Consider the following 23,400-nt stretch of genomic DNA (forward strand, 5'->3'; position numbering starts at 1 on the left):
GCCACGAGGTGCACCCCCGTGGCCGGCGACCGGTACACGTTCCCGCCCTGGAACTCCTGGAAGCAGCCGCCACCGGTCAGGCCGCACACCTCGTCGCGGCTGGGGTAGCCGAGGAGACCCGTCTCCCACCCCTTCGCGCCCCACAACTCCCGCACCTGCCCCCGCACCACGTGGGCGTCCGTCGTGGGCGTCCAGTAGATCGACGCGCCGGTGAAGGCGTTGAAGCGACCGACCCCGTCCGGGGTCGGCAGCTCGTCCGTGGTCGGCGCACCGAGCGCAGCCGGGCCACCGGCGGCCAGATAGGCGCCGAGGATGCCGCCGATGACGGCACGCGCCCCGGTCGCCGGCGTCCAGTACACGTTCCCGCGCTCGTACCGCTGCCAGGTCACGCCGGCGGTCGTCTGCTCACCCCCGACCGCCACCCCCAGCTGCTGCCGGAGCCCGGCGTCGGAGGCGTACCGGGACGCGATGGCCGACTGCGTCCCCGCCAGGGCCGCGGCCACCTTGTCGCGGATCTCGGGCAGTCGGGCGTAGCCGTACTGCCCGGGACAGGCCGTGCGACCGGTGTCCCGGTGACCGAAGATCGTCGGCAACGTGACCGGTGTCCCCTTGGCATAACGCACCGTGGTCCCACCGCCCGAGGTGAGGGTGGTGGTCCCTCTCGGGTCCACGCCGTACAGCGAGAACTTCCACGCGATGATCGCTGCCACCGAGTCGACCATGACCTGCGGCGTCTGCACGACGTCGTAGTTGCCGATCATCGAGACGCCGAACGTGTAGCTGTTGAATCCGCCGGCGTGCGCGCCGACGACCGTGCTGGCCAGGCCGCCGTAGCGGCCCTCCCAGCGCCGGCCGAACTTGTCGACGAGCACGTTGTAGCCGATGTCGCCCCAGCCGTTGCTGACCGCGTGCAGCTGGTAGAAGCCGCGGATGATGGCCGGGACGTCGGCGGCCGTGTAGTTGTTCGAGCTGGCGGTGTGGTGCAGCGTCGCCGCCTTGATCGTCGACACGTACTCGGGCGCCCAGGTGCGCTTGCTCTCGTCGGCGCCCCACTGGGCACGGGAGTAGACGTCAGGCATCGCCATCGCGGCGTCGGCGGTGTCCTGGATGTCCGGGGAGCCGAGGTCCCCGTCGGCCTCGCTCTGCCCCGGGTCCACCAGTTCGAGCCGGACGTCGGTGGGGGCGGCGCCCGAGCGGGTCACCAGCTCGGCCTCGACGCCGGTGCTGGGGCCGGTCCAGAGCGGAGCGGCGGCGCCGCGCCACCCCTCGGGGACCTCCCCGCCGTCGGTGTCGGGAGCGGCGTCCTCCACGCCGACCTCGGTCCACCCGCCCCACTCGCCGGCCGCGTCCTGCACCCGGACCTGGACGACGACGTCGGTCACCGCCGGGTCGTAGGCCCAGTTGACGCCCACCATCGAGAACTCGTCGACGCCGGTCCGCGAGACGGTCAGCGCCGGCGCCTGCTGGCCCACTCCGGCGACGGGGTCGGTCGTGCCCTCCTGGACCTCCGCGGCGGGCGCCGGGTCCTGGAGCGAACCCAACGGGATGTCCTCGGTCGAGGCCTCGACCGGGACCGCCTCCGGGCTCTCGTCGGCGTAGACGGGCAGCACCAGGATGGTCCCGGTGAAGGCGGCGAAGGCCAGGGAGCCCGTGAGGTAGCGGCGCACGCGGTGGTCCTCCGGTGGATCGTGGGCGGCGTGCCCGGCACCGGGCACATCTCTCCACCGCAGAGCTTCGGCAGCCGTCCCGGGGATCTTCAGCCGACGTCGACAGCCCCCCGTGCTCCAGCCGTCCCGCGGACGACGGCCGGCGGCGGCGTCCTCACCAGGGCCAGGTGCGCAGCGACGCCGTCAGCGCCTGTCGCCACGGGCGCGGGGCCGGCAGGCCGGCAGCCAGCCACGCGCCGCAGTCGAGCACCGAGTACGCCGGCCGCGGCGCCGGGCGCGGGAAGGCCGCCGTCGTCGTGGGGGCGGCCAGGGCCGGGTCGGCGCCCAGCTCCTCGTAGACCGCGCGGGCCAGGCCGAACCAGCTGACCGCGCCGGCGTCGGTGAAGTGGAGCACCGGCGGGGCCGGCTCGGGCCGCTCCCCCACGGCCACCAGGGCGGCGGCGAGGTCGGCCGACCAGGTCGGCGAGCCCACCTGGTCGTCGACCACCGAGACGCCGCTGCCGGCGGCCGCGCGGCCGGCCATCGTCTTCACGAAGTTGGCGCCGTGCCGGCCGTACACCCAGGCGGTGCGGACGACGGTGGCGTCCCCGCCGGCCGCGGCGACCGCCCGCTCCCCGACCGCCTTGGACCGGCCGTACGCCGACCGCGGCGCCACCGGCGCGTCGACCGGGTACGGCTCGGTGGCCGACCCGTCGAACACGTAGTCGGTCGACACGTGCACCAGCCGCGCCCGGCCGGCCACCTCCTCGGCCAGCCAGCCGGGGGCGGCGCCGTTCACCACGGTCGCCGTCTCCTCGTCGGTCTCGGCGGCGTCGACGGCGGTGTAAGCGGCGGCGTTGAGCAGCACGGCCCGCCGGCCGCCCACCCCCGCCAGCCACTCACGCACGGCTGCGCGGACCTGCGCCTCCCGCGTCAGGTCGAGCCGGTCGCGGCCGAGGGCGGTGACCGCGTCGCCGGGGCGGCCGACGAGCAGGCCGGTGAGCTCGCGGCCGAGCTGGCCGCGTGCACCGGTGACCAGCCAGGCGGTGCCGGGGGCGCTCACCGCGCGGGCGCGGCGGCCACCGCGGCGCGGGCCTTGAGCGGCTCCCACCAGGCGCGGTTGTCGCGGTACCACTGCACCGTGAGGGCCAGACCCTCCTCGAAGGTCGTCCGCGGCGCGTAACCCAGCTCCGCCGTCTTCGAGTGGTCGACGGAGTAGCGCAGGTCGTGCCCGCCCCCGCGCGGGTCCACGATGTGCTCGACGTAGCCCCAGTCGCGACCGGTGGCCTCGAGCAGCTTCTCGGTGAGCTCCCGGTTGGACAGCTCCCGGCCGCCGCCGATGTTGTAGAACTCGCCCGGCCGGCCCTTCTCCAGCACCAGCTGGATGCCCCGGCAGTGGTCGTCGACGAAGAGCCAGTCGCGGACGTTGGCACCCTCGCCGTACAACGGCACCTTCTGACCGTCGAGCAGGTTGGTGACGAACAGCGGGATGACCTTCTCCGGGTAGTGGTAGGGCCCGTAGTTGTTGCTGCAGCGGGTGATCGAGACGTCGAGCCCGTACGTCTTGGCGTAGGCACGGGCGATCAGGTCGCCGCCGGCCTTGGCCGCCGAGTACGGCGAGTTGGGCTCGAGCAGGTGGTCCTCGGTCCACGAGCCGGTGTCGATCGAGCCGTAGACCTCGTCGGTGGAGACGTGCAGGACCCGGCGCACGCCGTGCCGCAGCGCGGCGGCCAGCACCTGCTGGGTGCCCAGCACGTTGGTGAGGACGAAGTCGGCGCCGCCCCCGGCGATCGACCGGTCCACGTGCGACTCGGCCGCGAAGTTCACCACGACGTCGTGTCCGGGCAGCGCGGCGTCGAGGTCCTCGGCCGAGCGGATGTCCCCGCGGACGAAGCGGTAGCGAGGGCTGTCGGCGACCGGCGCCAGGTTCGCCAGGTTGCCGGCGTAGGTCAGGGCGTCGAACACCGTGACCTCGGCGTCCTCGTAGCCCGGATACCCGCCTGTGAGCATCGTGCGGACGTAGTGGGAGCCGATGAACCCGGCTCCGCCGGTGACGAGCACGCGCATGACCTGCATCCTCCCGTCGGGGGACGCCCCGGGCATCCCCCGACGGGGTTGGCGCGCCGTCCCGACGGTCCCCGCGGTACCGCTGAGTCCCGTTCGTCCCAGCCGTCCCGTGTCGGCCCGTCGCAGCCCGGGCCGGGCAGGCCGGCGACCTACCCTGGCCAGGCGCCCCCCGGTACCGCCGCCCCCGCGGTCGCGGCCGGTGACGGAGGGGTCCTCACGCCCCGGCCGGTGCCGGAGCGCGGGTGGCCAGCACAGGGAAGGACGCCTCCGTGAGCCCGAAGAAGCCCGTTCCGCCCGGCGAGTCCGGCGACCGGCCGCTGCCGGCACGCCTGGACCCGCGGCTGGGCCGGCCCGGTTCCGGCCGCTCTCCCCGAGCCGAGCGGACCGACGAGCGTCCCGACCGGGGGCGCCGCCCTGCCCCGACCGCAGGCAGGCCGCGCACCCGGCGCGCCACCGTCGTCACCCGTGCGCTCGCCGGCGTCGTCTCCGCGGTCCTCCTGGCCACGACCGGCTGGAGCTGGTACCTGGGCGAGGTCGCCGAGGCGTCGGTCAACCGCACCGACGCCATCCCCGACAGCGGCAACGACGGCGCCGGCGGTGCGTCGGAGGCCATGAACCTGCTGCTCGTCGGCAGCGACAGCCGCGCCGACCTTACCGAGGAGCAGCTCGCCGAGCTCAACGCGGGCGCGGACTCCGGGCTCAACACCGACACGATGATCCTGGTGCACGTGCCGGCCGACGGGTCGGCGGCGTCGTTCGTCTCCTTCCCGCGCGACTCCTACGTGCAGATCCCCGGGTACGGCTGGGACAAGCTCAACGCGGCCTACGCCTACGGCTACCAGGACGTCGACTCCTCGATGCCCGAGGCCCAGCGGCAGGCCGGCGGCGCCCAGCTGCTCGTGCAGACGATCAGCGAGCTGACCGGGCTGGCGATCGACCACTACGCCGAGGTGGACCTGCTGGGCTTCTTCCAGCTCAGCACCGTGGTCGGCGGCGTGGAGGTCAACCTGTGCGAGCCGGTCGACGACCGGGCGTACTCCGGCGCCGTCTTCCCCGCCGGCCCGCAGGTCATCTCCGGCGCCGACGCGCTGCGCTTCGTGCGGCAGCGGCACGGCCTCCCCCGCGGCGACTACGACCGCATCGTCCGCCAGCAGGTGTTCATCGCCGGCGTGCTGCGCAAGATGCTCTCCGACGACGTCCTGCTCGACCTCGGCAAGCAGCGCCAGCTCGTGGAGGCCGCGTCGCAGGCGCTGACCGTGGACCAGGACCTCGACCTGTTCTCCCTCGCCGCGCAGATGCAGTCGGTGACCGAGGGCAGCATCGAGTTCCAGACCGTCCCCTACGTCGGCGACGAGCGCGACGAGCAGGGCCGCTCGATCATCCGGCTCGAGGACGAGGACACGCTGCACGCCTTCTTCGCGCAGCTGTCCGCCGAGCCCGAGTCCCCGGCCGAGGAGCCCGCGGAGCCGCCGGCCACGGTCGATCCCTCCGCGGTGACCCTCGAGGTGCTCAACGGCTCCGGCGTCCGGGGCCTGGCCGCCGAGGCCGCCACGCAGCTCGAGGCCACCGGGTTCGTCGTCGCCGGCACGGGGAACGCCGACTCCGCGGACTACGGCCAGAGCGTGGTCCGGCACGCCGCGGGCGACGAGGCCCTGGCTGCCACCGTCGCCGCCCAGGTGCCCGGCGCCCTGGTCGAGGTGGACGACACCCTGACCGCCGGCACCGTGCAGCTGGTGCTCGGTGCCGACTTCAACGGCGTCGGCGTCCCGACCACCGCGCAGCCCGCGGCCGGCGAGGTCGCCGGCGAGGACCTGCGCACCGCGCAGGACACCAGCTGCATCAACTGAGCGACTCCGCCCCGGCCGCACCAGCGGCGCGCGAGAGCCCCCACGGCCGGCTGCGGCGTCCTACCCTCGCCAGCCGCCCCTCCTGACGGAGGGGCCCGGCCGAGGGGGAGGACGCCGCCGTGAGCCCGAGAACGCCCGAGCCGCCCGGCGGACGCCGGCTGCCGGCACGCCTCGACCCGCGGCTGGGCCGCTCCGACGGCGGCCGGCCGGCCGCCGTCGCACGTCCCGGCGGCCGGCCGCGGACCCGCCGGGTCACGGTCGTCGCCCGGGTCGTGGCCGGGCTGCTGTCGGTCGCGCTGCTGGCCACCACCGGCTGGAGCTGGTACCTCGGCCAGGTGGCCGAGGCGACGGTCAACCGCACCGACGCCATCCCCGACGACGGGAACGCCGACGCAGGCGGTGCCCCGGAGGCGGTGAACCTGCTGCTGGTCGGCAGCGACAGCCGCGCCGACCTCACGGAGGAGCAGCTGCGGGAGCTGAGCGCCGGCACCGACTCCGGGCTCAACACCGACACGATGATCCTGGTGCACCTGCCGGCGAACGGGGCCGCGGCGTCGTTCGTCTCGTTCCCCCGCGACTCCTACGTGGAGATCCCCGGGCACGGCCCGAACAAGCTGAACGCGGCGTACGCCCTCGGCTACAGCGCGGTCGACGACGCCGCGCCCGAGGCGGCGAAGCAGGCCGCCGGGGCGCAGCTGCTGGTGCAGACCATCAACGCGCTGACCGGCCAGCGGATCGACCACTACGCCGAGGTCGACCTGCTCGGGTTCTTCGAGCTCACGAGCGTGGTGGGCGGCGTCGAGGTCAACCTGTGCGCCGCGGTCGACGACCGGGAGTACTCCGGCGCCTTCTTCCCCGCCGGGCGGCAGACGATCTCCGGCGCCGAGGCGCTGGCGTTCGTGCGGCAGCGGCACAACCTGGGTGACCAGGGGCGCGGTGACTACGACCGCATCGTGCGCCAGCAGGTGTTCATCGCCGGTGTGCTGCGCAACATCCTGTCCAGCGACGTGCTGCTCGACCTGGGCAAGCAGCGGGAGCTGGTCGAGGCCGTCTCCCGGGCACTCACCGTGGACGAGGACCTCGACCTGTTCGCCCTGGCCCAGCAGATGCAGTCGGTGGCGCTGGGCAGCATCACCTTCCAGACGGTCCCCTACGTCGGCGACGAGCGGGTGGACGGCCTCGGCTCGATCATCCGGCTGGAGGACGAGGAGACCCTGCACCGCTTCTTCGCCCAGCTCTCCGCCGAGCCGGAGCCGCCCTCTGACGAGCCGGCCGAGCCGCCCGCGACGGTCGACCCGGCCACGGTCGCCGTCGAGGTGCTCAACGGCTCGGGCGTCGCCGGGGTCGCGGGCGAGGCCGGCGCGGCGCTCGAGGCGGCGGGCTTCCGGCTCTCCGGGGCCGGCAACGCCGACCGCAGCGACTACACGCAGACGGTGGTCCGGCACGCCTCCGGCGACGAGGCGCTGGCCGCCACGGTCGCCGTCCAGGTCCCCGGTGCGCTCGTGCAGCTCGACGACACCCTCGAGCCGGGCACCGTGCAGCTGGTCCTCGGCTCCGACTTCACCGCCGTCGGCACCCCGGTCACCCCGCAGCCGGCTCCCGACGAGGTCGCCGGCGAGGACCTGCGCACCGCCGACGACACCAGCTGCATCCGCTGAGCCCCGTGGGACGGGGTCGGACACCCCGCGGGTTAGCGTGGGGTACACCCCCCGGTCACCCGCCGTCCCCCCGGGACGCCGACCGCGACACCGTCCGAGGAGTTCGTCCTGCTGAGCGACCTGACCGTCGATGCCGACGGCCTGTCCGTGACCGCCTCCCCCGAGGACCTGCAGCGCGTCGTCGACCTCCTGCTCGACGGGAGGCGCATCTGGTCCTTCCGGCTCACTGACGCACTGACGGAGGTCGCGCCCGCCGGTGCGACCAGCGCGGCCCTGAGGATGCCGTGGCCCGCCGTCCTCCTGCCCTATCTCGAGGGCCGCACGACCGTGACCCTGGCGCCGGTCGACGGTGCGAGCCCCCCGCTGAGTGCTGCGGCCCGGTTCGGCGGGTCCGACGAGCCCGTCCGCTTCGAGGACTCGCACGGCCTGGGGCTGATGGTCAACAAGTGGGGCAACATCGGCCACGCGCTCTCGGACTACCCCCCAGGGATCGAGGACCGGCTGCTGGATCGCCTCGACCTCGTGCGCGGCGTCCTCGCCGACTGCACCGACGTCGACGTCTACGTCACCGGCGGCACCCTCCTCGGCCCGTACCGGGACGGGCGTGTGATGCCCAACGACGACGACGCCGACCTGGCGTACCTGAGTCGCTGCTCCCACCCGACGGACGTCGCGCTGGAGGGCTTCGCGATGGGCCGTGCCCTCGTCGGGGCCGGCATCACCGTCGTCCGCTGCTCGGCCGGGCACCTCCAGCTGCACTTCGAGCACGAGGGCCGGCCCGACGGCTACGTCGACATCTTCACCGGGTGGATCGACGACGACGGCTGGTGGTACCAGCTCTTCCCCATCCGTGCCCGCGTGACGCGCGAGCAGCTCGTGCCGCCGCTCGACCTCGAGATCCGCGGCCGCCACGAGCCGATGTGCCGCGAACCCGAGGTGATGCTCGAGGCCATCTACGGCCCTGGCTGGCGCGTCCCGGACCCCTCGTTCCGGTTCGAGGTCCCCCAGACCACCCGCGACCGGTACTACGGCTGGATGTCCGACCAGCACATGAACCGGACACCGTGGGAGGACAGCTTCCGCTACGACGTGGTCGGCAACCGGGTCGAGCTCGGCAGCACCCCGTCCGACTACGTCAGGAGCCTCGCCGAGCGGCTGGAACCGCGCTCCACCGTCGTCGAGCTGGCCGCCGGGCGCGGCCACGACGCGCTGTGGCTGGCCGGGCAGGGGCACACCGTGCAGGCTCTCGACTACGTGCGCTGGCCCGTGGTCCGCGCGCAGGAAGCGGCCGACGCCCGCGGCCTGGCCGCCGGCTTCCGGACCCTCAACCTGTACGACCCCCGGCGCGTCCTCGCGTTCGGCGCCGAGATGGCCGCTGGCGGGCAGCGCACGGTGGTGTACGCCCGGGACCTGCTGGCGACGATGTGGGACGTCGGCCGGCCGAACCTCTGGCGGCTGCTGTCCATGCTGCTGCGGCGGGGCGGTCAGGCACACCTGGACGTGCCGCAGGCCAGCCTGTTCCCCGACCCCGGGGTCGGCGGGCCGCTGCACCGCGCCGTGGACCTCGACGTCCTGGCCACGGAGATGGCCGCGTACGGCCTCCACGTGACGGAGACGGCCGAGGTGACCGAAGAGGTCACCTGGCCGCAGGCAGTCCCGACCACGATGACGAAGACGAGGATGGTGGTGTCATGGCAGCGCGCACGGCTGTGAAGCGGGTCGTCACGGCCCCGGCGCGGCGGTTCCGCCGAGTCGTGCGGCAGGGCTTCGTGCCCGAGGTGGAGCGGCTGGACGCACTGGTGACCGAGCTGACCGCCGACCGGGACAGGCTCTTCAAGGAGCTCGCCCTGGCCTTCGAGTCCGTGACGGCAGCGCACAAGGGGATCGCCGACCTGCAGGTCGAGCAGAAGGCCCTGCGGGACCGGCTGGACGCCACGCTGCTGCTGGCGGAGTCCTTCATCCCGCGGATCGAAGCCCTCGACGACGGGCTGCTGGAGGCTCGCCGACAGAGCCTGCGGATCGCGGAGCTCACGGACGTCGTGACGGAGGTGGTCCTGCCGCTGCACGACCGGGACATCGACCCGTCCGCGGTGGCGAAGCTGCGCCCCGACACCTTCTGACCTGCGGCCGCGGCCGCGGTCCCGTCCGCGGGCCGCCGTCCGGCGTGCCGGTCGGTCAGCGCACGAAGGCCCACATGCTGTAGCCGCAGCCGGGGACGCTGCCCGTGGTCGTGAACGCGAACACGTAGCCCTCGTCCGCGAGGCGGCTGCCGACGAGGGCGTCGTTGGGGTAGGCGCCGACGAAGACGTCCGCCTCGCGGCTGGTCAGGACGATGACGTCAGGTCGGCGGCGGAACACCTCGTCGGCGACCTCTTCGGTGCTCAGCCGGCCGATCTCCTGCAGCAGCGCCTCGTTGAGGAAGAAGCTGTCCACCGCCGTCCGCTCCGCGCGGGCCGGGACCAGACCCGCGTCGGACACCGAGTAGACGGTGTCCTCGGGCGTGGTGCGCAACCACTCGGCCATGTTGAGGCGCGTCGTCGTCCTGCAGTCGTGGTAGTCCTGCGCGAACGCCTCGGCCGACCGGAGGTCCCCCGGCGGGAACGCGAGCATGGCCAGGCCGGTGGCGGCGACCAGAGTGGCCGCGGCGAAGCGGCGACGCCGTTCCTCCGCACCGGTCAACAGGCCCGCCACGCCCAGGCCGGCCAGCAGCACCACCTGGGGCCAGACCGGCATGAAGAAGCGGCTGAAGGCGTTGACGCTGTCGGCCATCCCGATCGAGCCGAGCAGGTACACCAGCGTCGGCACCGCCAGCAGCCGCTGCCGGCCGCGGGCCAGGACGAGTCCCACGACCGCCAGGAGCAGCACCACCACACCCTGGGTCAGGAACTTCTCCCCGACTCCGAACGGGGTGCCGTGTCCGGCCTTGTAGATCACGGAGTTGGGCAGCAGGTGCCCGTAGACGGCCAGGCGGAACGCCTCGAGGAGGACCTGCGAGGCCACGGGCACCCCCGCGAGGACCACCAGCCGCCGCGCGGCCGGGCCGCGCCTCCCGCGCCGCAGCAGCGCGAGCCCCTCGCCCAGCGCCACGAGGACGAGCGGCGCAGCCAGCCCCTCCGGGCGCAGCCACGGGAGGAGCCCCATGGCGCCGGCGGCGACCCAGACCCGGCCGCCGTCCGCCCGGGCCAGCTCGAGCGCGGCGACGGTGAGCAGCAGCGCCACGGGCAGCGTCTCCAACCCGCCCACGGCCCAGACGGCGAACGGGGTCGAGCACGCGAGGAGCGCTGCCGCGGCGATCGCTCCGGCGCGGCCCACCACGCTGCGCCCGCGGATCTGCACCAGCACGATGCAGGCGAGTCCACTCAGCACCCCCAGCCCGCGCGCGGCGTGCATGGCCGGGATGCCCACGGCGTGGGCCGCCGCCTCGATGAAGACCAGCAGGGGGTTGCTCTGGCCCTCGACCGGCTCCCCGCCGGGGTTCCAGCCGAATCCCCTCCCGTCCCCCAGGTTCTCGGCGTAGCGCACGGAGATCCAGGAGTCGTCCGTGATGAAGTCGCGCAGCCGCCAGCACAGGAGGAGGAAGACCCCCACCGAGGCGGCGAGGACCAGCATGTCGGCGGTCGGGCGGAACCGCCGGCGGGGCGCCGGGTCGGCAACGGCGGGGACCGGCCGTTCGAGTGTGGTCATCGGGGTCTCCTGGAGGCACTGGCCGGGTCGACGGAGGACGCTGGACGCGCCGTGCCCGCGCACGGATCGGTCTGCGCCGCGCAGCGACTACGGCGCGTCACCCGGCGGTGACCTCATGCTCGCACGAGATCCGCCGCGCACGATGCAGGACACGTGACGGATCGGTCCCGTTCCCAGGAACGGCACCCCATGGTCGTCACGTGTCGCAGCTGCCACACCGACCTCCCGCGGACCGCGGGCCAGCCCTAGATGGGCAGGCGGCGGAAGACCGGGCGCGGCGTGTGCCGCAGCCCGCTCATCACCCAGCGCATGGCGCCGGGCACCCACACGGTGTGCTTCCGCTTGCGGACGCCGGTGACGATCGCCTCGGCGACCGCCTCCGGGGTGGTGGCCAGCGGCGCCTCGTCCAGACCCTCGGTCATCTTCGACCGGACGAACCCGGGGCGGACGACGAGCACGGAGACCGGGGTGCCGGCCAGGGAGTCGGCCAGGCCGCTGTAGAACGCGTCGAGGCCGGCCTTGGTCGAGCCGTAGACGTAGTTCGACGCCCGGGCCCGCTCCCCCGCCACCGAGGAGAGCGCGACGATCGTGCCGTGGCCCTGCGCCCGCATCCGCTCGGCGAGCACGGTGCCGACGACGACCGGCGCCACGTAGTTGACCCGGGCGAGCGCCGCGACGGCGTCGGGGTCGTGGGCCAGCTGCTCCTGGTCGCCGAGCTGGCCGAAGGCGACCACCGCGACGTCGACGTCCCCGCCGGCGGTGGCCTCGGCGACCATCCGCTCCGGCGACTTCGGGTCCTCGGCGTCGAAGTCCACGACCTCGACGGTCGCGCCGGCGGCGCGCAGCTCCTCGGCGACCGCGGCCCGCCGGGCGCTGTCGCGGGCGGCGAGGACGACCCGCAGCGGCCGCTCCTGGAGATAGCGGCGGGCGGTGGCGACGGCGATGTCCGACGTCCCCCCGACCAGCAGCAGCGAGCCGACGGATCCGAGTGCGTCGATCACGGGGAGGGCCTCACAGTTCCAGTCGCCGGGCCAGGTCGGAGGTGAAGACGCCGTCGGGGTCCACGCGGCGGCGCACCGCCCGGAACTCCTCCAGGCGCGGGTACATGCGGGCGAAGACCTCCGGGCGGACCCGGGAGTCCTTGGCCAGGTAGGTGCGCCCGCCGACCTCGACCACCTGCTCGTCGAGCTCGTCGAGCAGCCGGGCGAGGCCGCCGACGACGGGGATGTCCAGCGCCAGGGTCCACCCCGGCGACGGGTAGGACAGCATGCCGGGGTTGCCCTCGCCGAAGCGCTTGAGCACGGCGAGGAACGAGGCGTGGCCGGAGTTGGCGATGCGCTCGAGCACCCGGCGCATCGTCTCCTCGTGCCCGAACGGCACCGTGACCTGGTACTGCACGAACCCGCGCGGGCCGTAGATGCGGTTCCAGGCGCCCACCCCGTCGAGCGGGTGGAAGAACGTCGGGATGCTCTGCAGCTGGTCGCGCTTCCGCTTCGGCGCCTTGCGGTACCAGAGCTCGTTGAACGCCGACACCGTGGCGACGTTCAGCAGCCCGGGCGGGAAGACGTCGGGCACCGAGAGCTTGACCGAGCCGGAGTAGCGCAGCGGGTCGGCCTGCTTGCGCGCGGGCAGCTCGTCGCGCCGGGCGAACCGGCCGCGGGTGAGCACCGAGCGGCCCATCCGGGCGCCCTTGGCCACGCAGTCGATCCAGGCCACCGAGTAGTCGTAGAGGTGGTCGGTCTCGGCGAGCAGCGTCATCAGCGCGTCGAGGTCCGGCGTCCGGTCGGTGTCGACCAGGCACCGCGAGGTCTCGATCGGCTTCATCCGGACGCGGGCGCGCAGGATGACGCCGGTCAGGCCCATGCCGCCGGCGGTCGCCCAGAACAGGTCCGGGTCGGACTCGGGGCCCACCCGGCGGACCTGGCCGTCGGCGGTGAGCAGGTCCAGCCAGCGCACGTGCTGGGCGAAGCTGCCGGCGACGTGGTGGTTCTTGCCGTGGATGTCGGCGGCGATCGCCCCGCCCACGGTCACGTACCGGGTGCCGGCGGTGACCGGGACGAACATGCCCAGCGGCACGAAGAGGTTCATCAGCCGGTCGAGGGAGATGCCGGCCTCGACCTCCACCTCGGCGGCGGCCAGGTCGACGTCGAGCACCCGGTCCGAGCCGGTCATGTCCAGGACGTGGCCGCCGGCGTTCTGCGCCGCGTCGCCGTAGCTGCGCGCCAGGCCGCGGGCGACGACGCCGCGGCCCCGCGCGTCGGCGCGGGCCTCGGCGAGCACCTTGCGGGCCTCGGCCTCGTCGGCGACGCGGTCGACCAGTGCGGGGGTGGGGGCGGTCCGGCCCCAGCCGGTCAAGGCCTCAGGGCTCCGCCCGGCCTCGTCCAGGGTCCCGCGCCGAGCTCGCGAGGCGTGGGAGGGACGAGGTGTTCCCTCAGACACCGTAGACACCCAGCGCCATCGTGGCGGCCCACAGGACGCCGAGGGTCAGCAGCACGCGGTCGCCCAGGACGATGTCCTCCGGGGCCCCGGCCTCGCCCTTGTCGACGTCCCGGGCGTACAGCAGGATCGCCAGCACGAACGGGGCGATGGAGATCAGCGACCAGGGGGCGCCCTCCTGGGTCTCCCCCATCTCGAAGGCCCACAGGCTGTAGGCGGTCAGGGTGACCGCGGCCGACAGGCTCCAGACGAAGCGCAGGTAGCTGGCCGAGTACTCCTGCAGCGTCTTCCGCGTGGCCGCGGCGTCGCCGATGAGGACGAGCTCGGAGTACCGCTTGCCGGCCACCATGAACAGCGAGCCGAAGGCGGCGACCAGCAGGAACCACTGGGAGAGCTCGAGCCCGGCGGCCACACCGCCGGCGATGCCGCGCAGCAGGAAGCCGGAGGCGACGACGGCGAGGTCGATCACCGGCTGGTTCTTCAGGAAGAGGCAGTAGCCGAGCTGGATCACCACGTAGCTGCCCAGCACCCAGGCCAGTGCCGGCCGGGTCAGCAGCACGGCCGCGACCAGCGCGACGGTGAAGAACACTGCGGCCATGGCGAGCGCCAGGCTCTTGGGGACGACGCCCGCGGCGATCGGCCGGAAGCGCTTGCGCGGGTGCCGGCGGTCCTCCTCGACGTCGATCGTGTCGTTGACGAGGTAGACGCCGGAGGCGGCCAGGCAGAAGAGCAGGAAGGCGACCCCGGTCGGCCCGAGGACGTCGAGGTGGAAGATCTCCCCGGCGGCGGCCGGGGCGGCGAGGACCAGGACGTTCTTCGCCCACTGGCGCGGCCGCCAGGAGCGGACCACGCCCCATGCGAAGGTGCCGCGCCAGCCGGCCAGCCGTGGGGCCAGCGGCGGGGTCGCGGGTGAGGTGGCCGGAGCCGGGGCGCCGGCGTCCGTGGACGCGGCGCGGTCCGGCGGGGCGGACACCGGCGGGCCGGGCTGGGACATCGTCACGGTCATGCCTTCCTGCTTCCGGATCGGGTCAGGCGCCGCCGGACGAGGGTTGCCGTGCCGGCCCCCAGCGCCGCTCCCGAGACGACGTCGGACGGGTAGTGCACCCCCAGGAGCACGCGGGAGACCAGCATCACGCCCGTCACCCCGGCCATGGGGAGGTGGCCGACCATGGGCCCGAAGCCCACGGCGGCGGCGGCGGTCGAGCAGCTGTGCGCGCTGGGAAAGGACAGCCGGCTCGGCGTCTTCACCAGGGCCGGCACGTCGTCCAGCTTCGGGCGCACCCGCCGGACGACGCGCTTGACGACCACGCCGGCGGCGTGGGCGGCGACGACACCGGCGGTGCCGGCCAGCCACTCCTGGCGCCGGCGCCCGGACAGCCAGCCGGCCGCGCCGAGCGCGATCCAGCCGAGGGCGTGCTCACCGAAGTGGGAGAGCCCCTGGGCCACGGGGACGGCAGGGGTGGAACCCAGCGTCCGCCGGGTGGAACGGAGGAGCGCGTGGTCCAGGCGGAGGAGCCCGGACGCGTCGCTCGCGGCAGTCGCGGTCATCGCGAGAACTGTAACCGCGCCGTGACCTCCAGGCCGGGACGCGCGAGGCGAACCGCCCCGTCACAGCCCACCGCTGTCAAGGGGCACTCTCGTCCCATGCGACCCACTCGGCCCGCCACCCCGTCCGACCTCCTCCAGGCAGCGCTGCGCCGCGCCCCGGCCGCTCCCCTGCTGACCCACTACGACGACGTCGTGGCCTCCCGGGTGGAGCTGTCGGGCACCACGTTCGCCAACTGGGTGGCCAAGACGGCCAACCTGCTGCAGGAGGAGTTCGACGTCGGCCCGGGCAGCCGGGTGGCCGTGGTGCTGCCGGCGCACTGGCAGACGGCGGCCGTGCTGATGGCGGCGTGGAGCTGCGGGGCGACGGTGGTGGAGACCGTCGCCGAGGACGACGGCGCGCTGGCCGGCGCCGACGTGGTGCTCGCCGACGAGGGCCGGCTGCCGCCGCTGGAGGGGCTCGACCTGCCCGAGCTCGTCGGGCTGTCGCTGCACCCGCTCGGGACGGGAATGACCGGCTACGCCGGACCGGCCCGCGACTACGCCGTCGAGGTCCGCACGCACGGTGACGCGTTCACCCCCTGGCAGCAGCCCGACCCCGGCGCGCCGGGACTGGTCGTCGGCGGGCTGGAGCTGACGCTGGGCGGCCTGGTGGAGACGGCGACCGAGCTGGCCGGCCGGCTCGGGCTGACCGAGGGCGACCGGGCGCTCGTCGACGCCCGCACCGCCGCCGAGGCCGGGCCGGTCGCCTGGCTGCTGGCCCCGCTGGCCGCCGGCGCCTCGCTGGTCCTCGTCACCGCGCCCGACCTCTCCCGGCTCCCCCGCCGGGCAACCGATGAACACGTCACGGCTACGCTCGGCACCAAGATCGAGGGCATCCGCGAGCTGGGGCGCCCCGCCTGACGCGGGTGCGGGCCGGCTCTCTCCGACGGACGGTGGACCGGCGCATGGACAAGGTGGTGGCCTCCGCGCGCGAGGCCGTGGCGGACGTCGCCGACGGCGTCACCCTGGCGGTCGGTGGGTTCGGCCTGTGCGGCGTCCCGATCACCCTCATCGACGCGCTCCTGGAGTCCGGGGTCCGCGACCTCACCACCATCTCCAACAACTGCGGCGTCGACGACCAGGCCCTGGGCGTGCTGCTCTACGCCGGCCGGATCCGCAAGACGATCAGCTCGTTCGTCGGCGGCAACAAGGAGCTGGCCCGGCTGTACCTGTCCGGCCAGCTGGAGGTCGAGCTGACCCCGCAGGGCTCGCTGGCCGAGCGGCTGCGCGCCGGCGGCGTCGGCATCCCGGCCTTCTACACCCCCACCGGTGTGGGGACGATGGTCGCCGACGGCGGCATCCCGGTGCGCTACGACGCCGAGGGCAACGTGGTCGCCACCTCCAGGCCCAAGGAGGTGCGCGAGTTCGACGGCCAGCAGTACGTGCTGGAGACCGCGCTGACCGCCGACTACGGGCTGGTGCGCGCCGCGGTCGGCGACCGGCACGGCAACCTCGTGTTCCACGAGTCGGCGGCCAACTTCAACCCGCTGGCCGGCATGGCCGGGCGGATCACGATCGCCGAGGTCGAGCAGCTCGTCGAGCCCGGCGAGATCCGTCCCGAGCACGTCCACCTGCCCGGGGTCTTCGTCGACCGCGTGGTCGAGGTGGGCACCGAGGGCAAGGGCATCGAGAAGCGCACCACCCGCCCCCGCCCCGCCGCCGGTGACCAGGACGCCGCCCCGGCCGCCGCGGGCGAGGAAGCAACGGAGGCGAACTGACATGACGCTCACCCGCGACCAGCTCGCCGCCCGGGTGGCCCAGGAGCTGACCGACGGCTCCTACGTCAACCTCGGCATCGGCATGCCCACCCTGGTGCCCAACTTCGTCCCCGACGGCGTGCACGTGGTGCTGCACTCGGAGAACGGTGTCCTCGGCGTCGGCCCCTACCCGTTCGAGGGCGAGGAGGACCCGGACCTGATCAACGCCGGCAAGGAGACGGTGACGATCCTGCCCGGGGCCAGCTTCTTCGACTCGGCCATGTCCTTCGGGATGATCCGCGGCAAGCACCTCGACGTCGCCGTCCTCGGCGCCATGCAGGTCAACCCCCGCGGCGACCTGGCCAACTGGCTCATCCCGGGCAAGATGGTCAACGGGATGGGCGGCGCGATGGACCTCGTCCACGGCGCCCGCACGGTGATCATCATGATGGAGCACGTCGCCCGCGACGGGTCGCCCAAGCTGGTCGAGGAGTGCACCCTGCCGCTCACCGGCAAGGGCTGCGTCGACCGGGTGGTCACCGACCTCGCCGTCGTCGACGTCACCCCCGGCGGCTTCGTCCTCCGCGAGACCGCCCCCGGCGTCACCGCCGACGAGGTCGTCGCCGCCACCGGCGCCCCGCTGACCGTGGCCGACGACGTCCGCGAGATGTCGCTGCCGGCCACCGTGTGACGCCCGCGCCCGCCGCACCGCCCCGGTGACCTTCTCGATCGTCGCCCGCGACTGGGCGACCGGTGAGCTGGGGGTCGCGGTCTCCTCGTGCATCCTCGCGGTCGGCCGGGCCGTTCCCCGCGCGCGGCCGGGCGTCGGCGTCGTCGTCGTGCAGGCGCGCAGCCCGCGCGGGCTCGGCGGCGTGCTGCTCGGCGGGCTGGCCGAGGGCACGCCCCCGGCGGACCTGGTGCGCCGCGCGGCGCACGCGGCCGAGGACGCCGACCGGCAGCTCGCCGTCCTGTCCGCGGGCGGGGCCGTCGCCGCCGACACCGGCCCCGGCGCCTTCCCGGTCAGCGGGCACGTCGTGGCCGAGGCGGTCAGCGTGCAGGGCAACATGCTGGCCTCCGACGACGTGCTGCCGGCGATGCTGCACGCCTTCACCGTCACCGCCGGCGCGCTGGCCGACCGGCTGCTGGCCGCGCTGTCGGCCGGGCAGGACGCCGGCGGGGACCTGCGCGGCCGGCAGTCGGCCGCGCTGCTCGTGGTCGGCGGGGAGCCCGAGACCGAGGAGGACGACGGCGTGCGGGTCGACCTGCGGGTCGACGACTCCGGCGACCCGGTCGCCCAGCTGCGGGTGCTGCGCACCCTGCAGCGGGCCTACGACGAGCGCGACTACGACACCCTCGCGGTGTTCGCCCCCGAGGGCGCCCGCGACCTGTACGCCGCGCTGGCCGCCTCCCGGCGGGGCGATCGGGCTGCGGCCCGGGACGCGCTCGAGGCCATGCGCGCGCGGCCGGGCTGGTCGGCCTGGCTCAGCGCCATGGCGGGCGACGGGCGACTGGCCGCGGTCACGCGGCTCCTCGACTGACCCTCCCTACACTCGCTACGTGATCTCCCCCGCCCGGGCCGCCCGCGCCACCGCGACCCGGTGAGCGGGCCGCCCGAGCGGACGGTGGAGCCGGTGCGTCCCCCGGCCATCGACCCCGACGTCGCCGCCCCGGCGCGCCGCCGGCGACCGGGCGCCCGGTCGGTGGCCTGGGTCCTGGCCACGCTCACCGTCCTCCTCGCGGTGGCGCTGCCCCTGGCGCCGGTGGTCGTGGACACCCCCGAGGTCCGGTGGCCGGCCGATGGCGCCGAACCGCGATCGATCACCGCGCTGTTCATGCCCTACCGGCCGATCGACCTCGAGGTCTCGGTGCCCTGCGCGTCGGCTCGTTCGCTGGGGACGGGCGACACCACCGAGGGCGACCCTCGGTACGCGTTCGCATCGGCGCTGCCGGACTCCGAGCGGGGCAACGAGCGGGCTCTGTCGGTGACCGTGGACGACGGCCGGATGCGGATCGTCACCTCGGGCCAGGAGCGGTGGTCGGGACCCGTGCCGACCGCGGCGGGTTGCACGGTCGTCGTCCGCGCCGACCAGGACGGCACCACGGTGTCGCTGCGCACGGAAGGGGACGACGAGGTCCTCGCCACGGCGCCGGGGGCGCGGGTCCCGGAGGTCACCGCCTTCTACACCGAGCTGACGGGCACCGACGGGCCCTCCCCCACGGCCGTCGCCTCCCCGGACGCCCGCTTCCAGAGCTCGCCGACCACGGTCAAGGCCGTGCTGGTGGCGCTGTACCTGCTCGGGCTGCTCGCCTGCCTCCTGTGGCTGCGACGCGCATCGCCTCCGGCCACCCCCTGGCGGGCTCGCTGGGCGCAACGGCGGCTGGAGCGGGCGGAGACCCGGGCCCGGCTCCGCGTGGAGCGCCCGGTGCACCTGCTCGCCGACGTCGGTGTGGTCGGCGCCCTCGTCGGCTGGACCGCGATCGGCTACATCAACACCGACGACTACTACTACACCCTCGAGGCGCGGACGATCGACGTCGCCGGGTTCGTCGGCAACCAGTTCCGCTACTTCAACGTCCCAGAGATCCCCTTCGTCCTGCACCAGATGCTGCTGGCGCCCCTGACGGAGCTCTCCACCGCACCGTTCGTGCTCCGGCTCCCCTCGCTGGCGGCCGGCATCGCGGTGTGGCTGCTGCTCACCCGGCAACTCCTACCGCTGCTCGTCCAGCGACCGCACCCCGCCCTGCGACTGGTCGCCGGCATCGCCTTCCTGGCGTGGTGGCTGCCGTGGAACATCGGTGGCCGTCCGGAGTCGATGGTCACCCTCGCCTGGGCGGTCACCCTGACCCTCACCCTGCAGGCGATCCGCCGGGACCGGGTCTGGCTGCTGGGGCTCGCCGCCGCCGTGGCCGGTGCCGCGGTGACGATCACCGCATCGGGTCTGTCCTGCGTCGTGACGGTGCTCGTGCTCGCACCCCGGTGGTGGCCTGTCGTGCGCGACTCTGCGCTGGGCCGCTGGGCGACGCTGGCACTCGTCGTCGCCTGCGCGAGCCTGCCCTCGGCGATCGTGTTCAGCGACGCCAGCCTCGCCGGCGCGCTCACGGCACTGCGGGTGCACCAGGAACGCGGCCCGGCCGAGGCCTGGTACGACGAGCTGTTGCGCTACTACTACCTGACGATGGGGCCCGACCCGAACCAGAGCACCTCCGCCCGCCAGGTCGTCGTCCTGGGCACGCTCGTGCTCGTCGTCGCCGTCTCCGTGGTGCTGCTGCGCACCACTCGGGTCTCCGCCGCGACGGCGAGCTGGTCGGTGCCGGCACTGGCCTACCTGGCCGCCAGCGCCGCTCTCCTGCCCTCCCCGACCAAGTGGACCCACCACTTCGGGGCACTCGCTGCCCCGGGCGCCCTCGCGGTGACCGTCGCCGTGGTGGTCATCGCCCGCCGGCGTCCGGACCGGTGGGCGTCGGGGGTGCTGGCCGTCGCGGTGGCGCTGACCGCCGCGCTGGCGTTCCACGGCGGCAACCACCAGGTGGAGTACTCGGGCTACGCCGTCGACGAGGACCTGCCGGGGATCCTCGGCAACCCCGCCCCTTGGCTGGGAGTCGGCCTGCTCACGGTGGCCATCCCGTGGTGGTGGCACCGCCGCCGCGCCCGGGGCGAGCCCATCGCGCCGAACTGGCCCACTGCCGCCATCGGCACGCTCGTGGCGGTCCTCGCGGCATCGGTGCTGATCCAGACGGGCAGCGCAGCGCTGGCCGAGTACCGGCTCCGGAACACCTGGTCCATGGGCTCCGACACCGTGGACACCCTCACCGGCGGTGGCGGTTGCGGCCTCGCCGACTCGGCCGTCGTCCTGACCGAGCCGCAGCTCCTGCCCGCCGGGCCGGCCGACGACGTCGACGCGACGACGCTGCAACCGGTCGCTGCCACCGCGGTGCCCGACGGCGACCCCGACGACCTCGACGACGTCGTCCCGCCGGCGGTCCCGATCTGGTCCACCTTCGGTGACGCCGGTGACGACGAGCCGACCCGGTCCACCAAGACCCCCTGGCGTGAGCTGTCCGGCTTCTCCGACCGCGACGCCCTCGCCGTCACCGTGACCGGTGACTTCGACGACGGCACCGCCGTGGTGATGGAGTACGCCCGCGTCGGGGACGACGGCGAACCCGTCCTCGTCGAGGCGCTGCCCGTCGACTTCGCCACCGACAGCGACCGGGAGTGGCGGCAGTACGTCCTCGGCGGTCTCATCCACCTCCCCCAGGGCGCCACCCTCGTGCGGATGAGCGTGGAGGACCCCGGGTTCACCGACGACGGGTGGGTGGCGACGACCGACCCCTACCGCGTCGCGGGGCAGCCGCTCAGGGAACTCGTCGGTGACGACCCCGTGGTGCTGGACTGGCCGATCGGCTTCAACATGCCGTGCTTCGACCCGCCGGCGATCCGCGACGGCATGGTGGAGCCGGTGCGCTGGGTCGTGCTGAGCTCGACGTACGCCAGCTCTCCGGAGCTCACCGTGGTCGACGAGCGCGGCGGCAGCTACTCGACGGTCGAGGAGACGGCGGACACCACCGAGTACATCGGCTTCATGCCCGGGGTCTACCCGTACGAGGAGTGGGGGGAGATCACACGCCTCGACCCGCGGCTGCCCGACGACGGCTACGTCGTCGAGCGTTCCACCCGGGTGGTCCCGGGCTGGTCCTGGTGGGACGGCGCGGGCCCGGGACCCGACGCGGACTGAACCCGGCCGGGTGAACCGGTCCCCGAGCGAGCTGCATCCCGTCAAGGTCGCGCCGGCGGGTGCCGATGGAGGGGAGAGGTCCTCGTGACCCTGCCGCTCCACCGCGTACCGCCGGTACGCCCGCACTGATGAGGTGTCCTGCTTGGCTCGCTCCACTCCCCGTGTGCTCCTCGGGGGAGCCGCACTCGTCGGCATCGCCGTCGGGGCGTACGTGCTGGTCGACCGCCCCGTGGAGACGTCCTCCGACGCGGCGTCCGCACCCCCCGCCGCCGCGGGCACGCCGTCGTCGCCGACGGCCGCCGGCGAGACCGACGGGGCGGTCCCCGACCCGCGCGCGAGCGAGGCGCCGCTCCCGCCGAGCGTCCCGCCGGTCGAGGAGGTGGCCACCGACGATCCGGTCGCCGCCCCGGACGGCCCCGCGGACGTGGTGCTGTCCTACGCGGACTGGGACGCCGCCAGCGCATCGGTCCACGTGAACGCCTTCCTCGGCGGCCTCCTGGAGGACGGCGGGACCTGCACCCTGACCCTCACCCAGGGGGGTGAGAGCCGGACGGCGTCGGCCTCGGGCGTCGCCGACGTGAGCACCACGATCTGCGGCCTGCTCGAGGTCCCCGGCTCCGGGCTGGCACCCGGCGCGTGGTCGGCCGTCGTCACGTACGACTCGCCGACGACCCGCGGGGCGTCCGACGCGGTCGAGGTGACGGTGCCGTGAGGCCGGCCCGCTCCCTCCGCACTGCGTCGACCGCGCTCGCGCTCCTGCTGCTGTCGGTCTTCGTCGCGATCGACGGGCTCAGCGGCAGTGCCACCTCGGGCACCGGCACCGCGACCTCCCCGAGCCCCGCGCTCGAGCTGGCCGCGGACACCAGCCAGTTCCGCGCGGGCAACATCATCAGCGACGACCTCTTCTTCGACGGCGACGCGATGTCCGCCGGCGACGTCCAGGCCTTCCTGGACGGCAAGGGCGCCGCCTGCGTCAACGGGCCCATGCCCTGCCTGAAGAACTACCGGGAGAACACCTGGACGCGGGCCGCCGACGCCTACTGCGGCGCGTACGCCGGCGCCCCTGGGGAGTCCGCGGCGTGGATCATCACCCGCGTCGGCCAGGCATGCGGGATCAGCCAGCGGGTGCTGCTCGTCCTGCTGCAGAAGGAGCAGGGGCTGGTCCGCGCGAGCGGCAGCAGCCTGACGCTCAGCCGCTACCAGAAGGCCACCGGCTACGGCTGCCCGGACACCGCGCCCTGCGACGTGCAGTACTACGGCTTCTACAACCAGGTCTACAACGCGGCGCGGCGGTTCAAGGTCTACGCGGCCAACCCGCAGAACTACAACTACCGTGCCGGCCGGGTGAACTCGGTTCTCTACAACCCCGACGCGAGCTGCGGGCGCTCGGACGTCTACATCGAGAACCAGGCCACGGCCGGGTTGTACGTCTACACGCCCTACCAGCCCAACGCCGCCACCCTGGCCGCCGGCTACGGCTCAGCACCGTGCGGCGCCTACGGCAACCGCAACTTCTGGCTGTACTACACCGACTGGTTCGGCTCGACCCAGTCGCCCGGCGGCAACGCCGTCGTCCAGCGTGCCCTCGCCTCCTCCGCCCAGCTCGGGGCGGCCACCTCCAGCGTCATCTGCGGTCTCCCGGTGCAGGGCGGCTGCTTCCAGGCGTTCCGCAACGGCTCGGTCTACTGGTCGCCGTCCAGCGGCGCGAGGATCGTCAAGGGGGACGTCGGGCGGCACTGGGCGGAGCTCGGATGGGAGACGGGTCTGCTCGGCTACCCGACCAGCGAGGAGATCTGCGGCCTGCGCGACAGCGGGTGCTTCCAGGAGTTCCAGGGCGGGGTCATGTACTGGAGCCCGGCCACCGGGGCGCACCCTCTCTTCGGTGCCCTGCGGCAGCGCTGGAACGCCCAGCGATGGGAGACCGGCCCGCTCGGCTACCCCACCGAGGACGAGGTGTGCGGCCTGACCGGTGGCGGCTGCCTCCAGCGGTTCCAGGGCGGCACCATCTACTGGTCGCGGTCGACCGGTGCCCGGATCGTCAG

The 23,400-nt window shown here is 74.2% G+C and carries 19 protein-coding genes; 11 read left to right on the plus strand and 8 right to left on the minus strand.

From position 1 onward, the window contains the following. The 3 genes from ACI8AX_RS21945 to rfbB form a co-directional block, all read right to left on the minus strand. The coding region (locus tag ACI8AX_RS21945) for an N-acetylmuramoyl-L-alanine amidase (protein WP_456551992.1) at positions 1–1,667 on the minus strand (1,667 nt) is incomplete at its 3' end. A 154-nt stretch (positions 1,668–1,821) separates the two neighbouring features. Then, a complete protein-coding gene (gene rfbD, locus ACI8AX_RS21950) occupies positions 1,822–2,709 on the minus strand; it encodes a dTDP-4-dehydrorhamnose reductase (protein WP_456551993.1) in 888 nt (295 codons plus the stop codon). Further along, complete coding sequence (gene rfbB / locus ACI8AX_RS21955) at positions 2,706–3,713, minus strand: dTDP-glucose 4,6-dehydratase (protein WP_456551994.1); 1,008 nt, start codon at positions 3,711–3,713, stop codon at positions 2,706–2,708. The genes rfbD and rfbB overlap by 4 nt, the downstream gene beginning before the upstream one ends. Positions 3,714–3,982: 269 nt before the next feature. On the opposite strand from rfbB, the gene ACI8AX_RS21960 reads away from it, so the two are divergent. The 4 genes from ACI8AX_RS21960 to ACI8AX_RS21975 all read left to right on the plus strand — a co-directional run bounded on the left by ACI8AX_RS21960 (position 3,983) and on the right by ACI8AX_RS21975 (position 9,338). Beyond that, complete coding sequence (locus ACI8AX_RS21960) at positions 3,983–5,560, plus strand: LCP family protein (RefSeq protein WP_456551995.1); 1,578 nt, start codon at positions 3,983–3,985, stop codon at positions 5,558–5,560. Positions 5,561–5,679: 119 nt separating this feature from the next. Next, complete coding sequence (locus ACI8AX_RS21965) at positions 5,680–7,218, plus strand: LCP family protein (RefSeq protein WP_456551996.1); 1,539 nt, start codon at positions 5,680–5,682, stop codon at positions 7,216–7,218. Between the two features lie 147 nt (positions 7,219–7,365). Continuing rightward, the gene (locus ACI8AX_RS21970; RefSeq protein ID WP_456551997.1) at positions 7,366–8,931 is read left to right on the plus strand and encodes a hypothetical protein; all 1,566 of its coding nucleotides are present in this window, start codon (positions 7,366–7,368) and stop codon (positions 8,929–8,931) included. Continuing rightward, positions 8,910–9,338, plus strand: coding sequence for a DUF6752 domain-containing protein (locus ACI8AX_RS21975; protein ID WP_456551998.1), 429 nt, complete (start codon positions 8,910–8,912; stop codon positions 9,336–9,338). Before ACI8AX_RS21970 ends, ACI8AX_RS21975 begins: the two co-directional genes overlap by 22 nt. 55 nt (positions 9,339–9,393) lie before the next feature. On the opposite strand, the gene ACI8AX_RS21980 is transcribed toward ACI8AX_RS21975, so the two are convergent. The 5 genes from ACI8AX_RS21980 to ACI8AX_RS22000 form a co-directional block, all read right to left on the minus strand. After that, positions 9,394–10,902 (minus strand): hypothetical protein, encoded by a 1,509-nt coding sequence (locus tag ACI8AX_RS21980; protein ID WP_456551999.1) that lies wholly within the window; start codon positions 10,900–10,902, stop codon positions 9,394–9,396. 245 nt (positions 10,903–11,147) lie between these two features. After that, entirely contained in the window at positions 11,148–11,903 is a 756-nt protein-coding gene (locus tag ACI8AX_RS21985; RefSeq protein ID WP_456552000.1) for a decaprenylphospho-beta-D-erythro-pentofuranosid-2-ulose 2-reductase, read from the minus strand. Between the two features lie 10 nt (positions 11,904–11,913). Further along, positions 11,914–13,257, minus strand: a complete 1,344-nt coding sequence (locus tag ACI8AX_RS21990; RefSeq protein WP_456552001.1) for an FAD-binding protein — start codon at positions 13,255–13,257, stop codon at positions 11,914–11,916. Positions 13,258–13,333: 76 nt separating this feature from the next. Beyond that, complete coding sequence (locus ACI8AX_RS21995) at positions 13,334–14,344, minus strand: decaprenyl-phosphate phosphoribosyltransferase (protein ID WP_456552002.1); 1,011 nt, start codon at positions 14,342–14,344, stop codon at positions 13,334–13,336. After that, positions 14,341–14,886, minus strand: coding sequence for a phosphatase PAP2 family protein (locus ACI8AX_RS22000; protein WP_456552003.1), 546 nt, complete (start codon positions 14,884–14,886; stop codon positions 14,341–14,343). Before ACI8AX_RS22000 ends, ACI8AX_RS21995 begins: the two co-directional genes overlap by 4 nt. Before the next feature lie 96 nt (positions 14,887–14,982). Between ACI8AX_RS22000 and ACI8AX_RS22005 the strand changes: the two genes are divergently transcribed. From ACI8AX_RS22005 to ACI8AX_RS22035, 7 genes are all read left to right on the plus strand, one after another. Then, positions 14,983–15,786 (plus strand): TIGR03089 family protein, encoded by an 804-nt coding sequence (locus ACI8AX_RS22005; protein ID WP_456552004.1) that lies wholly within the window; start codon positions 14,983–14,985, stop codon positions 15,784–15,786. Between the two features lie 44 nt (positions 15,787–15,830). Further along, complete coding sequence (locus ACI8AX_RS22010) at positions 15,831–16,643, plus strand: CoA transferase subunit A (RefSeq protein ID WP_456552005.1); 813 nt, start codon at positions 15,831–15,833, stop codon at positions 16,641–16,643. Position 16,644: 1 nt separating this feature from the next. Further along, a complete protein-coding gene (locus ACI8AX_RS22015; protein WP_456552006.1) occupies positions 16,645–17,313 on the plus strand; it encodes a CoA transferase subunit B in 669 nt (222 codons plus the stop codon). Positions 17,314–17,338: 25 nt separating this feature from the next. Then, positions 17,339–18,160 (plus strand): DUF1028 domain-containing protein, encoded by an 822-nt coding sequence (locus tag ACI8AX_RS22020; RefSeq protein WP_456552007.1) that lies wholly within the window; start codon positions 17,339–17,341, stop codon positions 18,158–18,160. A 60-nt stretch (positions 18,161–18,220) separates the two neighbouring features. Further along, positions 18,221–21,358: an arabinosyltransferase domain-containing protein gene (locus ACI8AX_RS22025; protein ID WP_456552008.1), complete on the plus strand. Its 3,138-nt coding sequence runs from the start codon at positions 18,221–18,223 to the stop codon at positions 21,356–21,358. Positions 21,359–21,521: 163 nt separating this feature from the next. Then, positions 21,522–22,070: a hypothetical protein gene (locus ACI8AX_RS22030; protein ID WP_456552009.1), complete on the plus strand. Its 549-nt coding sequence runs from the start codon at positions 21,522–21,524 to the stop codon at positions 22,068–22,070. Beyond that, positions 22,067–23,400, plus strand: a 1,334-nt coding sequence (locus tag ACI8AX_RS22035; protein WP_456552010.1) for an LGFP repeat-containing protein, incomplete at its 3' end; no start/stop codon positions are given. The genes ACI8AX_RS22030 and ACI8AX_RS22035, both read left to right, overlap by 4 nt.

The sequence above is a fragment of the Blastococcus sp. SYSU D00813 genome (assembly GCF_054050735.1).